Source organism: Stenotrophomonas thermophila (genome assembly GCF_001499715.1).
Taxonomy (GTDB): Bacteria; Pseudomonadota; Gammaproteobacteria; order Xanthomonadales; family Xanthomonadaceae; genus Stenotrophomonas; species Stenotrophomonas hibiscicola.
On the sequence record NZ_CVIW01000064.1, the window covers coordinates 112,934 to 129,363 of the forward strand.

Here is a 16,430-nt window from a genome sequence, read left to right on the forward strand (position 1 = left end):
CGCACCATAGCGCGCCGGCATGCCACAGCGGCGTGATCCACTGCGGCAAAACGACACTCCGCGTGCGCCGCCATGGTAGTGCCGGCCGCTGGCCGGCACCACCGGAACGCGCTCAGCCCTGCAGGGCGCGGGCGTGGTGGGCGATGTGCTCGCCGATGAAGCTGGCGATGAAGTAGTAGCTGTGGTCGTAGCCCGGCTGCAGACGCAGGGTCAGCGGATGGCCGGCGGCCGCGCAGGCCTGCTGCAGGCGCTGCGGCTGCAGCTGGGTCTGCAGGAACTCGTCCGCCTCGCCCTGGTCGACCAGCAGCGGCAGGCGCTCGTCAGCCATAGCGATCAGCTCGCAGGCATCCCATTGCGCCCAGTCGGCCGGGTTGTCGCCCAGATAGGCATGGAAGGCCTTCTGCCCCCACGGCACGTGGCTGGGCGCGACGATCGGCGAAAACGCCGACACGCTGCGATAGCGCCCGGGGTTGCGCAGCGCGATCACCAGCGCGCCATGGCCGCCCATCGAATGGCCACTGATCGCGCGCGCGTCGGTCACCGCGAAGTTCGCCTCGATCAGCGCCGGCAGCTCCTGCGCCACGTAGTCATGCATGCGGTAGTGCTTCGCCCACGGTGCGCGGGTGGCATTGAGGTAGAACCCTGCCCCCTTGCCCAGGTCGTAGCCCTCGACATCGGCCACGTCATCACCGCGCGGGCTGGTGTCGGGCGCGACGATGATCACACCGTGCTCGGCCGCATAACGCTGCGCGCCGGCCTTGGTGATGAAGTTCTGCTCGGTGCAGGTCAGGCCGCTCAGCCAGTACAGCACCGGCAGCTTCTGTGTTTCCGCCTGCGGTGGCAGGTACACGGCGAACTGCATGTCGCAGCCCAGCGTGGTCGAATGATGGCGGTAGACGTCCTGCCAGCCGCCGAAACAGGCGCGGTGTTCAATGCGTTCCATGGTGCTCTCCTGCGCGGCGCGTCAGCGCACGCGTGCTTCTGGTAGATGCCGACCTTGGTCGGCTTATCCACGCCCGGCGTGGATGCCTTGGTTGATCAGTTCATCCAGCTGTGCCAGCAGGCGCAGCAACGATTCGACGCCAGGCTGGCCGTCCAGGTTGCGATACGCCGCCACCGCCACGTCGCTGCGCGGTGGCCACTGGCCGTCGGCGCGGGCTTCGTGCAGGCGCGGCAGGAATACCTGCGCAAGCCACTGCTCGAACGGCATGCCATCGTCGCTGCCGAAGGCCGAAGTCACCGCACGCGGTGGTCCCACCTCGCCGTCGACCCAGCCCAGCGCACGCAACGCCTGCTCGATCGGCGCCACCAGGGCCGCGCGCGGGTCTTCCGCACGCGGCCGGCGCAGGGCATCGAACCAGCCCACGCTGCGGCTCAGTAATGGACCACCGAACGGATCGACTTGCCTTCATGCATCAGGTCGAAGGCGTCGTTGATCCTGTCCAGATCCATGGTGTGGGTGACGAACGGGGCCAGTTCGATATCGCCCTTCATCGCATCCTCGACCATGCCCGGCAGCTGGCTGCGTCCCTTCACGCCGCCGAAAGCGGTGCCCATCCACTTGCGCCCGGTCACCAGCTGGAATGGGCGGGTGGAGATCTCCTGCCCGGCACCGGCCACGCCGATCACCACGCTCTGGCCCCAGCCACGATGCGCGCATTCCAGCGCCGCGCGCATCACGTTGACGTTGCCGATGCACTCGAAGCTGTGGTCCACGCCCCAGGTGGTCATCTCGACGATGACCTGCTGGATCGGCTTGTCGAAGTCCTTCGGGTTGATGCAGTCGGTGGCACCGAATTCGCGCGCCAGTTCGAACTTGGACGGATTGGTGTCCACCGCGATGATGCGGCCGGCCTTGGCCTGGCGCGCGCCCTGGATCACCGCCAGGCCGATGCCACCCAGGCCAAACACCGCCACGCTGTCGCCCTCCTGCACCTTGGCGGTGTTGTGCACCGCGCCGATGCCGGTGGTGACGCCGCAGCCGAGCAGGCAGACGTGTTCCGGGTTTGCTTCCGGATTGATCTTCGCCAGCGAGACTTCGGCAACGACGGTGTACTCGCTGAAGGTCGAGCAGCCCATGTAGTGATACAGCGGCTCGCCGTTGTAGCTGAAGCGGCTGGTGCCATCGGGCATCACGCCCTTGCCCTGGGTGGCGCGCACCGACACGCACAGGTTGGTCTTGCCGCTCTTGCAGAACAGGCATTCGCCGCACTCGGCGGTGTACAGCGGAATCACGTGGTCGCCCGGCTTGACGCTGGTCACGCCCTCGCCCACTTCCACCACGATGCCCGCACCTTCATGGCCCAGCACCACCGGGAACAGGCCTTCCGGATCATCGCCGGACAGGGTGAACGCATCGGTGTGGCAGACACCGGTATGGGTGATCTTGACCAGCACTTCGCCCTTCTTCGGCGGGGCGACGTCGATCTCGACGATCTGCAGCGGCTGGCCGGGACCAAAGGCGACGGCGGCACGGGACTTCATGATGGCTTCTCCAGGGGCAGGCAATGACAGGATGGGCGGCGCCATGTTGCGCCGTCGTTTATTTCAGGTAGGAGCGGATCAACGCGCTCATGTCGCGCACGCGTTCGGCGCGTTGCTCGTCGGAGGCAGCGGGCTGGCCGAACTCCTCGCGCAGATGGGCCTCCATCACCTCGGACATCAGGCCGTTGACCGCGCCACGGATGGCGGCGATCTGCTGCAGCACCGGCCCGCAGTCGGCGCCGGCTTCCAGCGCGCGATCCAGCGCATCGCACTGGCCGCGGATGCGGCGCACGCGGGCCAAGACCTTTTTCTTCTCTTCGGGGGAGTGCGGCATGGCGGGCCACCTCTGAACTATACTGGGGGATAGTATATATACAAACAGAGGGGTCTATGCAAAAGGCCTGGTTGGCAGCTCTACGCCGGGTGCCTGCAGAAACCAGATGCAGCCACCGCGTTGCCTTGGATGCACGTCATCCGCCGCGAGCTGGCCCAGCTGCCGCCGGCCCATGTCATCTGGTCATTCGATGATAGGTAGCTGGAGCACGACCGATGGCGGCGCTCCGGCCTACCGGGTTCAGGCATCCTCGCGCACGTAGGCGAACGACTCGTCCAATCGCTCGAAGCCGATCACTTCAGCGACGATGGCCTGTGCATCATCTTCGCTGATGTTTCCTTCCTCAATATCGTCAACACGGGCGAACAGCCGCTGCAGGGCTGCGTACTGGTCGCCGCGCAGGAAGGACTGGTGGGACTGCAGCCAGCGCTGCAGATTGCCGGCCAGCTCGCCGTGCGACAGCAGCGTATACGGCGCTTGGTAGTCGGCAACCGCTTCAACCATCTTGCGGAACAGGAAATCCTGGTAGTTGGCGGCCAGCACATCGGCACGATCATCGTCATGCCACACCAGCACGACGGGCGGCTCGGCAACACCGGGCGCGTTGCTCCAGAAGCAGTAGCTGTCGCCGCCGCCGGTCCGCGCAAACGGCAGGAGCTGCAGGTCAGGACGCAGGGGATTGTAATGATCCTCGGCGGTCAGCTCCTGCCACGCCTCCAGCAGTTCGTCGTGTTCCAATGGCTCGTAGTCCTGGGCGTACAGCAGCACCGGCGGATCCGCCTGCAGCGTCGGGAACACCACCTCGGACCATTCCGGATGCGGACTGCCCCAGCTCAACCGGCCTGCTGCATGCAACTGCTTGAACAGGGGCGGGAAGGCCTGGCCGGTGACCTGTTCGATGTCGGATAGCGCGCTCATGAGCGCGCTCATGGATGTCCTTGTCGATAGAGGTCGCCCAGCTTGCCCGAATCCGCGCAGGAGATGAACCGGCAGCAGCAGGTGGCGGGACTAGACTGCAACCACCGGATGCTGGAAATCACTGCCATGAATGCGACTGCCCGCAACTTCATCGTCAACATCGACGTACCCGACCTGGCCGCCGCCGAAACGTTCTACCTGGCCGCGTTTGGATTGCACATCGGTCGTCGGCTCGGTACCGGCGCGGTGGAACTGGTCGGTGGGCCAACACCGCTCTACCTGCTGCAGAACGAGGCTGGCAGCGCCGCCACCGAAGACGGCGACGTGCGTGACTACGAGCGCCACTGGACCCCGCTGCACCTGGACTGGGTGGTGGAAGACATTGATGCCGCGTTGATGCGTGCGGTCGCGGCCGGGGCGATGCTCGAGCAACCGGTGCGCGAGCGCCGCTGGGGCCGTATCGCCGTGCTGGCCGATCCGTTCGGGCACGGCTTCTGCCTGATCCAGTTCAGTGGCGAAGGCTACGACGCGCTGGTCGAATGAATTGCCGGCTGCGCCGCAGGCGCCAATCCACGCATGGCGCGGAACTACTGATCCGCTTCAAGCAACGCGTGGAGGCTGTCGTTCGGCAGTAGATCCACGCCATGCGTGGATGCAAACCAAAGCACCTCACTCCCGCAGCATATCCACGAACGCGCGCAACGCGCCGGGCATCTGCCGCTGCTTCGGGTAGTACAGCGCGAAGCCGGCGAACGGTTCGCTCCAGTCTTCCAGCACCGCCACCATCTGGCCGGATTCGATATACGGCCGCGCGGTGTCTTCCAGCACGTAGGCAAGGCCGATGCCATCAAGCACCGCGCCAACCACGGTGCCCTGCTCGCTCAATGTGAGCCGGCCCGGCACGTCGAGCTCCAGCGCTTGCCCGCTACGCTCGAACTGCCATTTGTACAGATGGCCGCTGGCAAAGCGGAAGCGGATGCATTCATGCGCGGCCAGGTCGCGCGGATGCTGCGGCGCCGGATGCCGCCGCAGGTAATCCGGCGAGCCGACAATCAGCCCACGCAGCGGCGGCCCCATCGGCACCGCCACCATGTCCTCCGGCACGAACTCATGCAGGCGCACGCCCGCGTCGTAGCCCTCGGCGACGATGTCGACCAGGCCATCGTTCTCGGTCAGCTCGACGCGCACATCGGGGTGAGCGTGCAGGAAGCGCGCCAGCCGAGGTCGCAGCTGGGTTGCCACCGCCGCGCGGGTGGCGTTGAGGCGCAGCAGGCCGGCCGGGGCCGCGCGGAAGTGGTTCATTTCTTCCAGCGCGTCATGCACCTGCCCCAGCGCCGGCTGCAAGCGCTCCAGCAGGCGCTGCCCGGCCTCGGTCAGGGCCACGCTGCGCGTGGTGCGGTGGAACAGGCCCACGCCCAGTCGTTCTTCCAGCGCGCGGATCGCATAGCTCACCGCCGAGGTCGACAGCGCCAGCTCGGCACCGGCGCGGCGGAAGCTGCGGTGGCGGGCAACCGCCGCGAACGCGGCCAGGTGGGAAAGGTTGTCAGTGGCCATGATTGTGCAGTTTTACTTGATGAATCATGCCGATATCCACGCTTCTTGCCATTGGGAACGCGGCGTATTGTAAAGCGCCTTTCGATAAACCCTGCCAAGGATTCCCCATGTCCCTCGCCCGTGGTTACGCCGCCCATTCCCATACCGCCCCGCTGGTCCCCTTTGAGTTCGAACGCCGTGCGGTCGGTCCCGACGATGTGCGCATCGAGATCCTCTACAGCGGCATCTGCCACTCCGACCTGCACCAGGCCCGCGATGACTGGGGTGGCTCGATCTACCCGATGGTGCCGGGCCACGAGATCATCGGCCGCGTCACCGAGGTCGGCAGCAACGTCACCCGCTTCAAGGTCGGCGACCACGCCGGCGTGGGTTGCATGGTCGACTCCTGCCGCCACTGCGACGCCTGCCAGCACGACCTGGAGCAGTACTGCGCCGAGGGCGCGACCTGGACCTACAACGGCCGTGAACGCGAAACCGGCGCACCGACCTACGGCGGCTATTCCGACCACGTGGTGGTCGAGCAGCGCTTCGTGGTGAAGGTGTCCGACACCCTCGACCTGAAGGCGGCCGCACCGCTGCTGTGCGCCGGCATCACCACGTGGTCGCCGCTGCGCCATTGGAAGGTCGGCCCGGGCCAGAAGGTCGGCGTGATCGGCCTCGGCGGCCTCGGCCACATGGGCGTGAAGTTCGCCAAGGCGCTCGGTGCGCACGTGGTGATGATCACCACCACCCCGGAAAAGGGCGCCGATGCCAAGCGCCTGGGCGCCGATGAGGTGCTGGTCTCGCGCGATGCGGCGCAGATGAAGGCGCACGCCGGCAGCTTCGACTTCCTGCTCAATACCATCCCGGTCAGCCATGACACCAATCCGTACATGGGCTTGCTCAAGCGCGAAGCCACCATGTGCCTGGTCGGCGTGCTGACCGAACTGGACCCGCCGTTGACCGGTGGCAGCGTGATCTTCGGCCGCAAGCACCTGACCGGCTCGGCGATAGGCGGCATGGCCGAAACCCAGGAAATGATGGACTTCTGTGCCGAGCACGGCATCGTCAGCGATGTGGAGATGATCGACATCAGGAACGTCAACGAAGCCTGGGAACGCATGGCGAAGAACGATGTGCGCTACCGCTTCGTGATCGACATGGCGACGATGAAGAACGCGGCCTGATCCAGGGCAGATGCGAAAAAGAAAAACCCCGGCAATGCCGGGGTTTTTTTCTGGTAGTGCCGGCCGCTGGCCGGCGCCCCCGCCTGGCTGCCGGCCAGCGGCCGGCACTACCGCAATCCACTCAGTACGCGAATTCTCGGAACACCGGATCGACGTCGCCGTGCCAGCGGCCATGGAACAGCGCCAGCTTGCGCTCGGCCGGGGTCAGGCCGGATTCGACGATCTCCTGCAGCACGTCCAGGAACTTGCTCTCGTCCTGGCCATCGGCATTGCGTGCGGCGCGACGCTTGAGGCCTTCCACCGAGATCTTGACCGCCTCGCCGGCGAGGTCACGCACGGTGCCATTGCGGAACGGCAGGTTCATCGCATGCTTCGGCACGCCGTCACGCAGCGCATGGCGCTCGGCCAGGGTGAAGTCACGCACCAGGTCCCAGGCGGCATCCAGTGCGGTGTCGTCATACAACAGGCCCACCCAGAATGCCGGCAGCGCACACAGGCGGCTCCACGGGCCACCATCGGCACCACGCATTTCCAGGTACTTCTTCAGGCGCACTTCCGGGAACGCGGTGGTCATGTGGTCCGACCAGTCGCGCAGCGTCGGCAGCGCACCCGGCAGCACCGGCAGCCTGGCCTGCATGAAATCGCGGAAGCTCTGCCCGCTGGCGTCGTGGTAGATGCCATCGCGGTAGGAGAAATACATCGGCACGTCGAGCAGGTAGTCGACATAGCGCTCGTAACCAAAGCCATCCTCGAACACGAAGTCGAGCATGCCGGTGCGGTCAGCGTCGGTGTCGGTCCAGATGTGCGAGCGATAGCTCAGGTAGCCGTTCGGCTTGCCTTCGGTGAACGGCGAATCGGCGAACAGCGCGGTGGCGATCGGCTGCAGCGCCAGCGACACGCGGAACTTCTTCACCATGTCCGCTTCGGTGGCGTAGTCCAGGTTCACCTGCACCGTGCAGGTGCGGGTCATCATGTCCAGGCCCAGCGAACCGACCTTAGGCATGTACGAGCGCATGATCTTGTAGCGCCCCTTCGGCATCCAGGGCATTTCATCGCGCTTCCACTTCGGCTGGAAGCCCATGCCGAGGAAACCCAGCTGCAGTTCGCCGGCCACCTGCGCCACTTCATTGAGGTGGGTGCCGGTCTCCACGCAGGTCTGGTGGATGGTCTCCAGCGCCGCACCGGACAGCTCCAGCTGGCCAGCCGGTTCCAGCGTCACCGAGGCACCGTCGCGCAGCAGCGCGATCGTGTTGCCGTTCTCCTGCACCGGCTCCCAGCCGAAGCGGACCAGGCCGTTGAGCAGTGCTTCGATGCCCCGCTCGCCCTCGAAGGTCGGGGGGCGCAGGTCATCCAGGCGGAACCCGAACTTCTCGTGCTCGGTGCCGATGCGCCACTGCGCGCGGGGCTTCTCGCCGGAGGCGATCACCTCCACCAGCTGCGAGCGGTCGGTAATGGGGGTATCGGCGACGTGGCTGGGGCTCGACAAGGGAAAGGCTCGCTGGACGGTGGCGGGGGATGTGGGGCTCGCGGCCTTCCATCGCAAGGGCGCACTATAGCGTGGCACCCCGTTGCGTCATGCGACGGTGACGGGTTTCAGCATCCTACCGACGCCCTCTTGACCCTCGTACACTCAGAGCCATGAGCCGCCATTCACGACACCCCGAACTGCATCGCTCCGAGCGCGTCGGCTGGCTGCGAGCCGCCGTGCTGGGCGCCAACGATGGCATCGTCTCGGTGGCTGGCCTGGTGGTCGGCGTGGCCGCCAGCGGCGCCTCGGCTGCGACCATCCTGGCCACCGGCGTGGCAGGTACCGTGGCTGGCGCGATGTCGATGGCGGCGGGCGAATATGTCTCGGTGCAGACCCAGGCCGACACCGAAGCGGCCGACCTGGCAATGGAAAAGCGCGAGCTGCGCGACGATCCGCACAGCGAACTGGAGGAGCTGGCCGCGATCTACCGCCACCGTGGCCTGGAACCTGCATTGGCCCGGCAGGTAGCCGAACAGCTCACCGCCCACGATGCGCTGGGCGCGCATGCGCGCGACGAACTGGGCATCACCGATACCCTGCGCGCCCGCCCGCTGCAGGCAGCGCTGGCCTCGGCCGGTGCGTTCACCTGCGGTGCGGCGCTGCCAGTGCTGACCGCCCTGCTCGCACCGGTCGAAAAGGTCGCACTGATGACCACGGCCAGTACCCTGCTCGGCCTGTGCCTGACCGGCGCGGTGGCAGCCCAGGCCGGCGGCGCACCGCCGGTGCGCGGCGCAATGCGGGTGATGTTCTGGGGTGCACTGGCAATGGCCGCCGCTGCAGGCGTCGGTCGCCTGTTCGGCGCCCAGGTGACATGACCGGCATGCTGCCGCCAGTTAACGCACTGCTGGCCGAGATGGCCAGTCTGGCCGGCTGCGCACGCGCCGAAGGTTATGCGTGCATCACCGCTCGGCGCGAACATGGCGCCAGCTCGGTGGAGATTCCGCAACCGCAGTTCGCGATCCTGCTGGAAGGCCGCAAGCAGGTGCGTACCGCGCACCAGTCGCTGGAGTTCATCCCCGGCGACATCCTGCTGCTGACCCAGCGCTGCCGCATCGATGTAGTCAACACCCCCGACCCACGCAGTGGCCGCTACCTCAGCGCCATCGTGCCGCTGTGTGCCGAAGTGCTGGCGGCCGCACGCACGCTGTGGAGCGGGGAGCTCCCCGCCGCTGGTCATGCGATGGCGCGACTGCCGTTGATCGATCATGGCGCGGTGCTGCGCCAGTGGCGGCAATCGCTGCAGGACGGCCGTTACAGCGAAGCGCGGCTGGCCCTGGCCTCGTTGGTACTGACCCTGTGCCGGCAGGGCCACGGCAACCTGCTGCTGCCGCAGGCGCCGAGCCTGGGCGAACAGATCCGCGACCGCATCGCCGCCGAACCGGCCCGCGACTGGCAATCGCGTGATGTGGAAGCGCTGTTCGCGCTGAGCGGCGCGACCCTGCGCCGTCGCCTGGCGGCCGAGGACACCAGCCTGCGCCAGCTGCTCACCGAGGCCCGGCTGGCGCATGGCATGCAGCTGCTCTACACCACCGACCTGCCGTTGAAGACCGTGGCCGCGCGCGCGGGCTACCGGTCTGCGGCGAGTTTCAGCAAGCGCTTCGCCGAGCAGTACGGACTGGCTCCCACAGATATTTGAGGGGGTTCGGCAGGGCTTGCAGCCCTGCAGCCCCCCCTTCCCTGAGCATTCCGCGCAGTGGTTCGAGCGCCGTGCACACGCCGGCCACGGCACTCTGGGCACAACGGAACCGCCCGTCATCCACCGAGAACCGCCATGACCCTGCGTCCCCTGCCGCTGCGCGGCGCCCTGCTGCTGGCCCTCTCCTCCCTGCCGCTGGCCGCGCTGGCCGAAGCCACCTCGCCCGCTCCCACCCAGCAGGTGCCCGGCGTCTACCACCAGCGCGTTGGTGCGCTGCAGGTCACCGCCCTGTTCGACGGCGTGGTCGCGCTGGGCCGGCAGGAAGTGGTCGACGTGCCGCCGACACTGGTCAGCCGCCTGTTGGAAGGCCGCTACGTACCTGAGGACAAGAAAGGCCTGCAGACAGCGATCAACGCGTTCCTGATCCGCCAAGGCAACCACCTGACCCTGGTCGATACCGGCACCGCGCAGTGCTTTGGCCCCGGCCTGGGCCAGGTGCTGGGCAATCTGCGCGCCTCCGGCGTGGATCCGGCCGAGGTGGACGAGGTGCTGCTGACCCACGCCCATCCGGACCACCTGTGCGGCGTACTCGACGCGCAGGGCAAGCCGGCCTACCCCAATGCCACGGTGTGGCTGTCCAGGGCCGATGCCGATTACTGGCTCAACCCGGCCAGCGAGGCCACCGCGCCGAAGGGTGTGCGCTTCGCCTTCCCGCTGGCGCGCAATGCGGTAGCCCCGTACCAGGCCAGCGGCCACCTGCGCACCTTCAACCCCGGCGATGCCCTGCCCGGCGGCGCGGTGGCGATGAACACCCATGGCCACACCCCCGGCCATGTCTCCTACCGGTTCGACAGCCAGGGCCAGTCGCTGCTGGTATGGGGTGATGTGCTGCACTTCCACGCGGTGCAGTTCGCGCATCCGGAAGCGGCATTCGAGGCGGATTCGGACCGCAAGGCGGCCATCGCCAGCCGGCGGGCGCTGTTGCAGCAGGCTACCGCCAATGATTGGTGGGTGGCCGGTGCGCACCTGCCGTTCCCCGGCCTGGGCCATGTGCGTGGCGAGGGCAAGGCCTATGCGTGGGTGCCGGCGGAGTATTCGCCGTTGTGAGGGTGTGCCGACCAAGGTCGGCACCCACCGATCGGGTAGCGCCCGGCTACCAGCCGGGCGACCGGAAATGCCTTATTCCAGCCCCAGCCAGCCGCCGATCACGCCGCGGGCTTCGTCCACGCCGGTACGGTCTTCGCCGGAGAACACCTGCACGCTGACGCTGTCGCCGTAGGCCGATTGCAGTTCCTTGCGCACCTTCTGCAGGGACTGCATCTGCTGGCTGCGGCTGAGCTTGTCGGCCTTGGTCAGCAACGCGTGCGCCGGCAGGCCGCGCTGCACGGCGTAGGACAGCATCTGCCGGTCGTAGTCCTTCAGCGGATGGCGGATGTCCATCACCACCACCAGCCCCTTCAGGGCTTCGCGGGTGCGGAAGTACTTGTCGATGAAGGCCTGCCAGTGCGCCTGCAGGTCCAGCGGCACCTTGGCGTAGCCGTAACCTGGCAGGTCGACCAGATGCGCTTCCGGGGTGACCTGGAAGAACACCAGCTGCTGGGTGCGGCCAGGGGTCTTGGAGACACGGGCCAGGGCGTTCTGGCGGGTCAGCGCGTTGAGCGCACTGGACTTGCCGGCGTTGGAGCGGCCGGCGAAGGCCACTTCGGCGCCTTCGTCGGGCGGCAGCTGCCGCACGTTGTGGGCCGAAAGGTGGTAACGGGCGCGTTCGATGAGCAATGACATGTGCCTAGGATCGCATGTTGCGGCGCCGCGCGCCCGTGCCGGCGGCCGCTGCGGCCATTTTGCTGCACTGCTGCGTTGACCGTGCGCAGAAACGGCGTTGATAATCCGGGCGATGCCGGCGGCCGCCGCCCGGCCCGGTCCATACGGAGCTTCAGCATGCGCCACGCTCGCGTTCTTGCCGTATCCGCCCTTGCCACTGCTGTAGTCGTTGCCGCTGCTGCGTTCGCGCAGACCACGCTGACCCCGCTGCCCGACAACGGGCCGATCAATACCGCCTCGCTGGAGGTGGATTTCAGCAACACCCACTGGGGCGATGCCAAGGCCGGCCAGGCCAAGGCCTCGGCCTGCGCGGCCTGTCATGGCGTCGACGGCAATTCCACGGTGGAGATGTATCCGTCCATTGCCGGCCAGAGCGAACGCTACGTGGCCCAGCAGATGGCGCTGATCGCCAATGGCCAGCGCAGTTCCGGCGCAGCAGTGGCGATGGTGCCGTTCGTGCAGAACCTCACCCCGCAGGACATGCGTGATATCGGCGCCTACTTCGCCACGCAGAAAGCCAACGCCGGCATCGCCGATGACACGGCGGTCACCGAGGGCCCCTACAAGGGCATGAAGTTCTACGAGATCGGCCAGCAGCTGTACCGCGGCGGCGATGCCAAGCGCGGCCTGCCGGCCTGCATGGCCTGCCATGGCCCCAGCGGTGCCGGCAATCCCGGCCCGGCCTATCCGCATCTCGGTGGCCAGCACGCCAGCTATGTCGCGCGCCGCCTGCAGGAGTACCAGGCCGGCCAGACCAACGAGACCGACAAGGCACACTTCCAGATCATGGCCACGGTCGCGCAGAAGCTGAGCGAGCAGGAGGTGCAGGCGCTGTCGAGCTACCTGCAGGGCCTGCACAACAAGGCCGACGACGTGGCCGCTGCAGCCACGCCGACGCAACCGGCTGCCGCCCCCTGACCACCACTGGTCGGCCTGGCCCGCCACGTCGGCCCACGGCTGCGGTATGTTCCTTCACGCCGGCGGCTGCGCCGGCGTTGCTTTTTTCAACGGAGATGCGTGTCGATGAGGTTGATTTCCCGCCTGCTGTTGTCCGTGCTGGTACTGCTGCCGCTGGCAGCCTGCGCCGCCACCCCCGCCAATGCCCCGCTGGTCGAGGGCAAAGACTACGAGCGCATCGCGCAGCCGGGCCCGTTCCAGCCGTTGGCCGGCAAGATCGAGGTGGTCGAGGTCTTCAGCTACACCTGCCCGCATTGCGCCCACTTCGAACCGCAACTGGAAGCCTGGGCGGCCAAGCTGCCGGCCGACGTGCGCTTCACCCCGGTCCCGGCCGCCTTCGGTGGCGCCTGGGATGCATGGGCCCTGGCCTACTACGCCGCCGACGAAGTCGGCGTGGCCAAGCGCAGCCACGCGGCGGTCTTCAAGGCCCTGCACCAGGATGGCTCGCTGCCGATGCAGAACGTTTCGGCCGATGAGCTTGCCACCTTCTACAAGGCCTACGGGGTGACCCCGGACCGTTATCTGCAGGCTCTGCGCGGCGATGCCGTACAGAAGAAGGTCGATGCCGCCCGCGCGTTCGCCCAGCGCACCAGGATCCCGGGTACCCCGGCGCTGATCATCAATGGCCAGTATCTGGTGCGCGGCAACAGCTTCGACGACCAGCTGCGCATCGCCTCGGCCCTGATCGCCCAGGCCCGCGCCGCCCGCGGCCGCTGAACCAACACACACCATCGACACGGCGCTGTCGCCGCCGCATGTCATCATTTCCCCCTGGCTGGCGCCTGGCGCCGGCCCCCACCTTTCCAGATGCTGGAGACGTTTCCATGAAGATCCGTTACGCCCTCGCCCTCGCAGCGCTGCTGCCGATCCTGGCCGCCTGCAAGGCTGATGACGGCAGCACCAACACCACCGCGGCCCCGGCCGCAACGGCTGCAGCTCCGGCGACCTCCGAACCGGCCGCTCCGGCCGCGGGCAGCGAAGGCGCCGCTCCGGCCGCCGCCGAAGGCGAGAAGGCCGCGGCTGAAGCCGCGCCGGCCGCCGCACCGGCCCCGACCACCGCCGCGCTGACCGGTCCGGCCCCGGTGGAAGGCGCCGATTACCAAGTGATCCCGAACGGCCAGCCGTTCCAGCCGGCTGCCGGCAAGATCGAAGTGACCGAGATCTTCGGCTACGTCTGCCCGGCCTGCGCCGCGTTCCAGCCGCTGGTCGGCCCGTGGAAGGCCGGCCTGCCCAGCGACGTGAACTTCGTCTACGTGCCGGCCATGTTCGGCGGCACCTGGGATGACTACGCCCGCGCCTTCTACGCCGCGCAGACCCTGGGCGTGCAGGAGAAGACCCACGAGGCGCTGTACGCCGCCATCCACTCGCAGAAGACCCTGAAGGGCGAGCGCGGCCGTGACTCGGTGGAAGACATCGCCAAGTTCTACGCCGCCTACGGCGTCGATCCGAAGCAGTTCGCGGCCACCATGGGCAGCTTCGCGGTGAATGCCAAGACCAACTCGGCCAAGCAGTTCGCCCAGCGCAGCCAGATCAGCGGCACCCCGTCGATCATCGTCAACGGCAAGTACCTGGTGAAGGGCAAGAGCTTCCCGGACATGCTGCGCATTGCCGACCACCTGATCGCCCGCGAACGCGGTGCGGCCCAGGCTCACTGATCCAAAGGACGTTGTTCCCGGCCGTGAATTCCCCCCGCACACGGACCCTGCGTTTGCTGACGGCCAACATCCAGGCCGGCTCAAGTACCCGCCGCTACAGCGACTATGTGACCCGCAGCTGGTCACATGCGCTGCCGGCGGGTCGCAAGCGCAGCAGCCTGGACGCGATCGCCACGCTGGCGCGCGACCATGACATCGTCGGCCTGCAGGAGGCCGACCCGGGCAGCCTGCGTTCGGGCTTCACCAACCAGACCCACTACCTGGCCCAACGCGCCGGCTTCAACTACTGGAGTCACCAGCCGAACCGGCGCATGGGCGGGGTCGCCTCCAGCGCCAATGGCCTGCTGAGCAAGCTGGAACCGGTGGAAGTGCAGGACCACGCCCTGCCCGGCCGCATCGGCGGGCGCGGCGTGCTGCTGGCCAAGTTCGGCGACGGCGCCGATGGCCTGGCGGTGGCAGTGGCGCATCTGTCGCTGGGCGCGGGCTCGCGGATGTCGCAGCTGGGCTTCATCGCCGAGCTGTTGTCCGACCACCCCAACGCGGTGTTGATGGGTGACTTCAACTGCCTGGCCGAACGCCCGGAAATGCAGGTGCTGTACCAGAAGACCCGGCTGCAGCCCCCGGGCTGCATCGTGCCGACTTTCCCCAGCTGGCGCCCCGACCGCGCCATCGACCACATCCTGGTCAGCAGTGGCCTGCAGACCCGCACCGTGGAAGCCGTACCAGCCGCGTTCTCCGATCACCTCGCCCTGGCGATGCAGATCGACGTCCCGGCCGACGCCCTGCGCTGACCGCTCCTGGCAGGTGCCAACCTTGGTTGGCGCGCCGCTCTGGTGGGTGCGGACCGTTGGTCCGCACGCTCTCTGCCGCTACCCGGCCTGGACCACCGGCACCTTCAACCGCCGCGCGGTCATCGTGCTGCCCACCGAGGCCAGCACCGTGCAACCGATTGCCAGCCACTGCAATCCATGCAGGTGCTCGTGCAGCAGCAGCATCGCCCACAGCGCGGCCACCGCCGGTTCCATGCTGATCAGAATGCCGAACGTTTCCTTCGGCAGGCGCTTGAGCGCCATCATTTCCAGCGACATCGGGATTGCACTGGAGACCAGCGCCACCAGCAGGCCGGCCGCCAGGATCTTCGGATCGAGCAGCGCGGTGCCGGCATGCACCACGCCCACCGGTACCACCACCAGCGACGCCGCCAGCAGCCCCAGCGACACCGAATGCCCGGCGTGCAGGTGGCCGGCACGCTTGCCGAACACGATGTACAGGCCCCAGCAGGCCGCGGCACCCATCGCATACAGCACGCCGGCCGGATCCAGCGCCGGGCCGCCGCCGATCGGCAGCAGCAACAGCAGCCCCACCGCCGCGCAGCCCACCCAGAGGAAATCGATGGGCCGACGTGACGACAGCATCGCCACCGTCAGCGGCCCGGTGAACTCGATGGCCACCGCGATGCCGAAGGGAATCGTGCGCAGGGCCATGTAGAACAGCAGGTTCATCAGGCCCAGGGTGAGCCCGTAGCGCAGGATGGCGATCGCGTCCACGCGGCTGGTCTTCCAGCGCCATGGTCGCCAGAACAGCAGCAGCAACAGCGCTGAAAAGCCCACGCGCAGCGCGCTGGTGCCCTGCGCACCGATCAGCGGGAACAGGTGTTTTGCGTAGGAGGTGCCGATGGCCAGCGAGGTGACCGAGCCGAGCACCGCCAGCGCCGGCAACATCGGCGCGAGTCGTGAGGTCTGCATGGGCAAAGTCTATTGCGCCGGTGCCGAGCACTTGGCTCAATTGACAGCCCGTTCGTGCAACTTCTGCTCGCCATGGCCACCGCCCCCGTGCTCGACAGCTTCGACCGCGCCATCCTCAACCTGCTGCAGCGGGACAACACCCTGCCGCAGCGCGAAATCGCCGAGGCCGTGCACCTGTCCACGCCGGCCGTGCAGCGCCGCATCAAGCGCCTGCAGGACAGCGGCGTGATCGCCGCCAACGTGGCGGTGGTCGCCGCAGCCAAGGTCGGGCGACCGCTGACCATCATCGTCGAAGTGCGCGTAGTCAGCGAGCAGCGCGACCGCGTGGCGCCGTTCAGGCGCCGCGTGCAGGACGACCCGGCGGTGCAGCAGTGCTACTCGATCACCGGCGATGGCGATTTCCTGCTGCTGCTTTCGGCGGCGTCGATGGAAGAGTACGAGGCCATCACCGAGCGGTTGTTCGGCGGCGATGACAACATCGAGCGCTTCCGCACCTCGGTGGCACTGGGCACGCTGAAGCGGAGTTTCGAGGTTCCGCTGCTGCCGGTCCTGTAGCGTCGAGCCATGCTCGACTGCCTTTTGACCGCAAAACTGAAGCAGTCGAGCATGGCTTGTATGTTCCTCCCGGCCCC

Annotated in this window: 19 protein-coding genes; 10 read left to right on the top strand and 9 right to left on the bottom strand. The window is 67.5% G+C overall.

Annotation, left to right across the window (positions count from 1 at the left end; genetic code table 11):
• Positions 1-112 precede the first annotated feature (112 nt).
• The 5 genes from fghA to BN1263_RS19760 form a co-directional block, all read right to left on the bottom strand.
• On the bottom strand, positions 113-943 hold the full coding sequence (gene fghA, locus BN1263_RS19740) for an S-formylglutathione hydrolase (protein WP_058983602.1): 831 nt from the start codon (positions 941-943) through the stop codon (positions 113-115).
• Positions 944-1,006: 63 nt separating this feature from the next.
• Positions 1,007-1,366, bottom strand: a complete 360-nt coding sequence (locus BN1263_RS19745; protein ID WP_058983604.1) for a YqcC family protein — start codon at positions 1,364-1,366, stop codon at positions 1,007-1,009.
• Positions 1,367-1,374: 8 nt separating this feature from the next.
• The gene (locus BN1263_RS19750) at positions 1,375-2,484 is read right to left on the bottom strand and encodes an S-(hydroxymethyl)glutathione dehydrogenase/class III alcohol dehydrogenase (RefSeq protein WP_058983606.1); all 1,110 of its coding nucleotides are present in this window, start codon (positions 2,482-2,484) and stop codon (positions 1,375-1,377) included.
• 58 nt (positions 2,485-2,542) lie between these two features.
• Entirely contained in the window at positions 2,543-2,818 is a 276-nt protein-coding gene (gene frmR / locus BN1263_RS19755; protein ID WP_005411009.1) for a formaldehyde-responsive transcriptional repressor FrmR, read from the bottom strand.
• Positions 2,819-3,058: 240 nt separating this feature from the next.
• Positions 3,059-3,736, bottom strand: a complete 678-nt coding sequence (locus tag BN1263_RS19760) for an SMI1/KNR4 family protein (RefSeq protein WP_058983608.1) — start codon at positions 3,734-3,736, stop codon at positions 3,059-3,061.
• Positions 3,737-3,862: 126 nt separating this feature from the next.
• Between BN1263_RS19760 and BN1263_RS19765 the strand changes: the two genes are divergently transcribed.
• Positions 3,863-4,279: a VOC family protein gene (locus tag BN1263_RS19765; protein ID WP_058983640.1), complete on the top strand. Its 417-nt coding sequence runs from the start codon at positions 3,863-3,865 to the stop codon at positions 4,277-4,279.
• A gap of 126 nt (positions 4,280-4,405) precedes the next feature.
• Here BN1263_RS19765 and BN1263_RS19770 read toward each other — a convergent pair whose 3' ends face one another.
• Positions 4,406-5,290 (bottom strand): LysR family transcriptional regulator, encoded by an 885-nt coding sequence (locus BN1263_RS19770; protein ID WP_058983610.1) that lies wholly within the window; start codon positions 5,288-5,290, stop codon positions 4,406-4,408.
• Between the two features lie 107 nt (positions 5,291-5,397).
• Here BN1263_RS19770 and BN1263_RS19775 point away from each other — a divergent pair, with 107 nt between their 5' ends.
• Positions 5,398-6,456 (top strand): NAD(P)-dependent alcohol dehydrogenase, encoded by a 1,059-nt coding sequence (locus BN1263_RS19775; protein ID WP_058983612.1) that lies wholly within the window; start codon positions 5,398-5,400, stop codon positions 6,454-6,456.
• 121 nt (positions 6,457-6,577) lie between these two features.
• On the opposite strand, the gene BN1263_RS19780 is transcribed toward BN1263_RS19775, so the two are convergent.
• Entirely contained in the window at positions 6,578-7,942 is a 1,365-nt protein-coding gene (locus tag BN1263_RS19780; protein ID WP_058983614.1) for a glutamate--cysteine ligase, read from the bottom strand.
• A 152-nt stretch (positions 7,943-8,094) separates the two neighbouring features.
• On the opposite strand from BN1263_RS19780, the gene BN1263_RS19785 reads away from it, so the two are divergent.
• From BN1263_RS19785 to BN1263_RS19795, 3 genes are all read left to right on the top strand, one after another.
• Positions 8,095-8,799, top strand: coding sequence for a VIT1/CCC1 transporter family protein (locus BN1263_RS19785; RefSeq protein ID WP_058983616.1), 705 nt, complete (start codon positions 8,095-8,097; stop codon positions 8,797-8,799).
• Positions 8,796-9,620, top strand: a complete 825-nt coding sequence (locus tag BN1263_RS19790; RefSeq protein ID WP_058983618.1) for a helix-turn-helix transcriptional regulator — start codon at positions 8,796-8,798, stop codon at positions 9,618-9,620. The genes BN1263_RS19785 and BN1263_RS19790 overlap by 4 nt, the downstream gene beginning before the upstream one ends.
• Positions 9,621-9,755: 135 nt before the next feature.
• Positions 9,756-10,727 carry an MBL fold metallo-hydrolase gene (locus BN1263_RS19795; RefSeq protein WP_058983619.1) on the top strand — a complete coding sequence of 324 codons (972 nt, stop codon included), beginning with the start codon at positions 9,756-9,758 and terminating at the stop codon, positions 10,725-10,727.
• A 72-nt stretch (positions 10,728-10,799) separates the two neighbouring features.
• On the opposite strand, the gene yihA is transcribed toward BN1263_RS19795, so the two are convergent.
• Entirely contained in the window at positions 10,800-11,402 is a 603-nt protein-coding gene (gene yihA / locus BN1263_RS19800) for a ribosome biogenesis GTP-binding protein YihA/YsxC (protein WP_005411022.1), read from the bottom strand.
• Positions 11,403-11,558: 156 nt separating this feature from the next.
• On the opposite strand from yihA, the gene BN1263_RS19805 reads away from it, so the two are divergent.
• From BN1263_RS19805 to BN1263_RS19820, 4 genes are all read left to right on the top strand, one after another.
• The gene (locus BN1263_RS19805) at positions 11,559-12,359 is read left to right on the top strand and encodes a c-type cytochrome (protein ID WP_058983621.1); all 801 of its coding nucleotides are present in this window, start codon (positions 11,559-11,561) and stop codon (positions 12,357-12,359) included.
• 105 nt (positions 12,360-12,464) lie between these two features.
• The gene (locus BN1263_RS19810; RefSeq protein ID WP_058983623.1) at positions 12,465-13,115 is read left to right on the top strand and encodes a thiol:disulfide interchange protein DsbA/DsbL; all 651 of its coding nucleotides are present in this window, start codon (positions 12,465-12,467) and stop codon (positions 13,113-13,115) included.
• A 107-nt stretch (positions 13,116-13,222) separates the two neighbouring features.
• A complete protein-coding gene (locus tag BN1263_RS19815) occupies positions 13,223-14,053 on the top strand; it encodes a thiol:disulfide interchange protein DsbA/DsbL (protein ID WP_058983625.1) in 831 nt (276 codons plus the stop codon).
• 53 nt (positions 14,054-14,106) lie between these two features.
• Positions 14,107-14,844 carry an endonuclease/exonuclease/phosphatase family protein gene (locus BN1263_RS19820; RefSeq protein WP_005411026.1) on the top strand — a complete coding sequence of 246 codons (738 nt, stop codon included), beginning with the start codon at positions 14,107-14,109 and terminating at the stop codon, positions 14,842-14,844.
• Positions 14,845-14,922: 78 nt separating this feature from the next.
• Here BN1263_RS19820 and BN1263_RS19825 read toward each other — a convergent pair whose 3' ends face one another.
• Complete coding sequence (locus BN1263_RS19825; RefSeq protein WP_058983627.1) at positions 14,923-15,798, bottom strand: EamA family transporter; 876 nt, start codon at positions 15,796-15,798, stop codon at positions 14,923-14,925.
• A gap of 72 nt (positions 15,799-15,870) precedes the next feature.
• Here BN1263_RS19825 and BN1263_RS19830 point away from each other — a divergent pair, with 72 nt between their 5' ends.
• The gene (locus tag BN1263_RS19830) at positions 15,871-16,353 is read left to right on the top strand and encodes an Lrp/AsnC family transcriptional regulator (RefSeq protein ID WP_058983629.1); all 483 of its coding nucleotides are present in this window, start codon (positions 15,871-15,873) and stop codon (positions 16,351-16,353) included.
• Positions 16,354-16,430 lie beyond the last annotated feature (77 nt).

Coding starts and splice junctions, on each gene's coding strand:
- BN1263_RS19805 (WP_058983621.1), top strand. CDS start 11,559: ATGCGCCACGCTCGCGTTCTTGCCGTATCCGCCCTTGCCACTGCTGTA.
- BN1263_RS19770 (WP_058983610.1), bottom strand. CDS start 5,290: ATGGCCACTGACAACCTTTCCCACCTGGCCGCGTTCGCGGCGGTTGCC.
- BN1263_RS19785 (WP_058983616.1), top strand. CDS start 8,095: ATGAGCCGCCATTCACGACACCCCGAACTGCATCGCTCCGAGCGCGTC.
- BN1263_RS19765 (WP_058983640.1), top strand. CDS start 3,863: ATGAATGCGACTGCCCGCAACTTCATCGTCAACATCGACGTACCCGAC.
- BN1263_RS19810 (WP_058983623.1), top strand. CDS start 12,465: ATGAGGTTGATTTCCCGCCTGCTGTTGTCCGTGCTGGTACTGCTGCCG.
- BN1263_RS19775 (WP_058983612.1), top strand. CDS start 5,398: ATGTCCCTCGCCCGTGGTTACGCCGCCCATTCCCATACCGCCCCGCTG.
- BN1263_RS19815 (WP_058983625.1), top strand. CDS start 13,223: ATGAAGATCCGTTACGCCCTCGCCCTCGCAGCGCTGCTGCCGATCCTG.
- BN1263_RS19790 (WP_058983618.1), top strand. CDS start 8,796: ATGACCGGCATGCTGCCGCCAGTTAACGCACTGCTGGCCGAGATGGCC.
- yihA (WP_005411022.1), bottom strand. CDS start 11,402: ATGTCATTGCTCATCGAACGCGCCCGTTACCACCTTTCGGCCCACAAC.
- BN1263_RS19795 (WP_058983619.1), top strand. CDS start 9,756: ATGACCCTGCGTCCCCTGCCGCTGCGCGGCGCCCTGCTGCTGGCCCTC.
- BN1263_RS19760 (WP_058983608.1), bottom strand. CDS start 3,736: ATGAGCGCGCTATCCGACATCGAACAGGTCACCGGCCAGGCCTTCCCG.
- frmR (WP_005411009.1), bottom strand. CDS start 2,818: ATGCCGCACTCCCCCGAAGAGAAGAAAAAGGTCTTGGCCCGCGTGCGC.
- BN1263_RS19750 (WP_058983606.1), bottom strand. CDS start 2,484: ATGAAGTCCCGTGCCGCCGTCGCCTTTGGTCCCGGCCAGCCGCTGCAG.
- fghA (WP_058983602.1), bottom strand. CDS start 943: ATGGAACGCATTGAACACCGCGCCTGTTTCGGCGGCTGGCAGGACGTC.
- BN1263_RS19830 (WP_058983629.1), top strand. CDS start 15,871: ATGGCCACCGCCCCCGTGCTCGACAGCTTCGACCGCGCCATCCTCAAC.
- BN1263_RS19825 (WP_058983627.1), bottom strand. CDS start 15,798: ATGCAGACCTCACGACTCGCGCCGATGTTGCCGGCGCTGGCGGTGCTC.